This is a genomic window from Methylobacterium trifolii, assembly GCF_022179685.1.
In the GTDB taxonomy this organism is placed as follows: Bacteria; Pseudomonadota; Alphaproteobacteria; order Rhizobiales; family Beijerinckiaceae; genus Methylobacterium; species Methylobacterium trifolii.
This window is the reverse complement of record NZ_BPRB01000128.1, coordinates 1-3,624: the sequence shown is the minus strand read 5'-3', so window position 1 is coordinate 3,624 and position 3,624 is coordinate 1. Positions and strand designations below refer to the sequence as shown.

Genomic DNA, 3,624 nt, shown 5'->3' with positions numbered 1-3,624 from the left:
CGCTTCGCGGGCCACCCTCGCCCGCAAACGGGGGAGGGACAATCCCGCCCTACCGCGAAAACTTCTTGTACTTCAGCTTCTTCGGCACGATCGAATCGAGCCCGAGGCGGCGCTTCTTGTCGGTCTCGTAATCCGAGAAGTTGCCCTCGAACCACTCGACGTGGCTGTCGCCCTCGAAGGCGAGGATGTGGGTCGCGATGCGGTTCAGGAACCAGCGATCGTGGCTGATGATGACGGCGCAGCCGGCGTAATCTTCCAGCGCGTCCTCCAAGGCCCGCAGGGTCTCCATGTCGAGGTCGTTGGTGGGCTCGTCGAGCAGCAGCACGTTGGCGCCGCCCTTCAGCGTGCGGGCGAGGTGCACGCGGTTGCGCTCGCCACCCGACAGCGTGCCGACCTTCTTCTGCTGGTCGCCGCCCTTGAAGGCGAAGGCCGCGCAATAGGCGCGCGAATTGATCTCGCGCTTGTTGAAATAGATGATGTCGTTGCCGCCCGAGACCTCCTGCCAGACCGTGGCGTTGGGATCGAGGGCGTCGCGCGACTGGTCGACGTAGCCCAGATGCACGGTCTCGCCGACCGAGATGTCGCCACCGTCGGGCTTCTCCTGGCCGGTGATCATCTTGAACAGGGTGGTCTTGCCGGCGCCGTTCGGGCCGATGACGCCGACGATGCCGCCCGGCGGCAGCTTGAACGACAGGTCCTCGATCAGCAGGCGATCGCCGAAGGCCTTGTTGAGGTGGTCGAACTCGATGACGTTGTTGCCGAGCCGCTCGTCGATCGGGATGACGATCTGGGCGGCCGCATCGACCTTGTTGTTCTGCTTGGCGACCAGCTCCTCGTATCGGGTGATGCGGGCCTTGGACTTCGACTGCCGGGCCTTCGGGGAGGCGGCGATCCACTCCTGCTCGCGGGTGATGGAGCGCTGGCGGGCCATGTCCTCGCGGCCCTCCTGCTGCAGGCGCTTCTGCTTCTGGATCAGCCAAGCCGAGTAGTTGCCCTCGTAGGGGTAGCCCCGGCCGCGGTCGAGTTCGAGGATCCAGCCGGTGACGTTGTCGAGGAAGTAGCGGTCGTGGGTCACGATCAGGATCGCGCCCGGATACTGCTTCAGGTGGCCTTCGAGCCAGTTCACGGTCTCGGCGTCGAGGTGGTTGGTGGGCTCGTCCAGCAGCAGCAGTTCCGGCTCCCACAGGAGCAGTTTGCACAGTGCGACCCGGCGGCGCTCGCCGCCGGACAGGGTGGCCACCGGCTGCTCGTCGCCGGGGCAGCCCATCGCCTCCATGGCCTGGTCGACCTTGGATTCCAGTTCCCAGAGGTCGCCGGCCTCGATCTTGTCCTGGAGGGCGGTCATCTCGTCCGCCGTCTCCTCGGAATAGTTCATCGCGAGTTCGTTGTAGCGGTCCAGCAGCGCCTGCTTCTCGGCCACACCCTCCATCACGTTCTCGCGGACCGACTTGTTCGGATCGAGCTGCGGCTCCTGCGGCAGGTAGCCGACCCGCGCGCCCTGCGCAACGAAGCCCTCGCCGGTCCAGTCGGTGTCGATCCCGGCCATGATCTTCAGGAGGGTCGACTTGCCCGAGCCGTTGATGCCGAGCACGCCGATCTTGGCGTCCGGGTAGAAGGACAGGTTGACGTTCTCGAGCACCTTCTTGCCGCCGAGATACGACTTGGTCAGCCCCTTCATGTGGTAGATGAATTCGCGGGCCATCGCGGGCATCCTCTGAACGTTCGGGCGAGCCTCGCGCGGGCGGCGGGCACGGGGCGTGCCGCCAGCCGTGCGCGGCCCGGTGCCTCGACCGGTTCCGCGCGCGGACTCTGAAGAAAAATGATGCCGCCCGAGTATCAGGCCGGCCGGAACCCCGCAAGGATCGGCTTGCGGCCGCCTCAGGCGAAGGGGTTCGGCACGGTCTTCGGCGCCTCGTGCGCCTCGGCCACCGCCTCGGGAAGCTCGATTGCCTCCAGGGCCCGTACGATCGCATCGGCCGTCCGCCGCAGCGCACGCGCCCGCTCCAGGCCCGCCTTGTCCCGGCTCAGGTCGAGGGAGCCGTGCAGGGCGATCCGGTCGGTGCCGTTCTCGAACGAGAGGGCGCCGATGGTCCGCACCGCGGCATCGTCGGCGAAGGGCTCGAAGGGGCGCTCGCCCTTGCGTGTCGGCATCTCATCCATCCCCTAGAAGATCGCGCGCAGGACGTCGCGGAACGCCTTGCGCAGGGCGCGGGAAAGTTCGCGCCCGAGCCAGTCCTGCCAGGATTCGTCGCGTCCCTGCGGGCGCCGCCCGGCCGAATCGCCGCGGGAGAATTCGCGCGGCTCGGGCAGGCTCATGGCGGTGGCCTTCGCCCGGTCGGGCAGGGCCGGGAAGGCGTCGAGGCCTGCGATGTCCCGCAGGGCGGCAAGCGACACCGCCTGCCAGCCGCCCTCGGCCCGGTTCGGGGCGAGGTAGGCCGCCGCCTCCCCGCTCGCGGGGTCGTAGATCGCCTTGAACAGCCGGGTCGGCACCAGCACCCGGCCCTTGATCGACTGGACCGAGCCGCCCTCGAACACCGCACCGGTCACGACGAAGAGTTCACCGCGCCGGGAGGCGAGGCGCCGTGTGCTCTCCTCGATCGCCGCCCAGAGGCCGCGGTTGAGCGCCCGGTCCTGGGGTACGACGTTGGCGAGGCTGAAGGACTGCCCCTGCGCCGCCTCGCTCGGCATGTCGCCGGCCGGCGCCAGGTGCCCGCGGTCGAAGCCGCTGTGCACGTAGTCGTCGAGGTCGGCCCGCTGGTCCGGAGGCAGGCGGTCCTCGTCGTGGAAGGCGTCGTCCCGCGCCACCCGGCGCGCCGCGGCGATGCCGGCCCGCGTCAGGTGCTCGGCCGCGTAGAGGGGCGTGCGCGAGACGCCCGAATGCAGCACCGCGAACGCCTCGAAGCACAGAGTCCGGGTGCGCTCCGCGAGCTTGGGGTTGGTCAGGACCGGCGCGCGGCCGTCCGCGAACAGGGCCGGGCAGGAACCGGCCGCCGCAGGCGCGGCCGACAGGAGCGGCAGGAGGGCGGGCAGGACCCTCAATAGCATACGCGTACCCGCCGCGGGCCCTCGGGCGTCGGCCGCTCGCGCCGGGCGCAGGGGCGCCCGAGGCTGCCCTCGAAGGGGCGCACGTCCCGGTCCGGGCCGCCCGGCGCGGTCTTGCGCGGACAGTCTCCGAGGAAGTTACACGCGAACGTGAGGTCGCCGTCCGGCGGCCGCGGCGCGGCTGACGCGGGGCCGGCCAAGATACCGGCGCCGAGAAGCAGGATCGTGCACAGACGAAAGGCGTTCAACGGGCTGGCCTCATGTGGCAACGGGGGCACGAAACCGAAAAAAGCGCGGGCACAACATTGATCGGCGCGCCGATGATCCGTAACAGGCACTATCATGACAGCGGCGGCGTTTCGTTTCGCGTGCAAACGGCCGGTCACCGGGCGATGCGAATCGCTCGGCGGCCGCGACGGCGATGCGTCATACAGCTAACGAGCGGATGTGGGCCCTTGGCAGTTTCAAAGACGATGAGCGATCTCCTGGACCGTGTTGACGAGCCGCGTGCGCTTCGGCGGTTGCCTGAGAGCGAGCTTCAGGCGGTAGCCGACGCGGTGCGGGCGGAGATGGTCGACGCGG

At 69.2% G+C, this 3,624-nt stretch carries 3 protein-coding genes; all 3 read right to left on the bottom strand.

Going from position 1 to position 3,624, the window contains the following annotated elements; translation table 11 throughout:
* Positions 1-49: 49 nt before the first annotated feature.
* The 3 genes from ettA to COGEMETH_RS12635 all read right to left on the bottom strand — a co-directional run bounded on the left by ettA (position 50) and on the right by COGEMETH_RS12635 (position 3,045).
* Positions 50-1,702, bottom strand: a complete 1,653-nt coding sequence (ettA, locus tag COGEMETH_RS12645; protein WP_238182947.1) for an energy-dependent translational throttle protein EttA — start codon at positions 1,700-1,702, stop codon at positions 50-52.
* A gap of 176 nt (positions 1,703-1,878) precedes the next feature.
* The gene (locus COGEMETH_RS12640) at positions 1,879-2,151 is read right to left on the bottom strand and encodes a hypothetical protein (protein WP_238182946.1); all 273 of its coding nucleotides are present in this window, start codon (positions 2,149-2,151) and stop codon (positions 1,879-1,881) included.
* Between the two features lie 12 nt (positions 2,152-2,163).
* The gene (locus tag COGEMETH_RS12635) at positions 2,164-3,045 is read right to left on the bottom strand and encodes a DNA/RNA non-specific endonuclease (RefSeq protein ID WP_238182945.1); all 882 of its coding nucleotides are present in this window, start codon (positions 3,043-3,045) and stop codon (positions 2,164-2,166) included.
* Between the last annotated feature and the right edge of the window lie 579 nt (positions 3,046-3,624).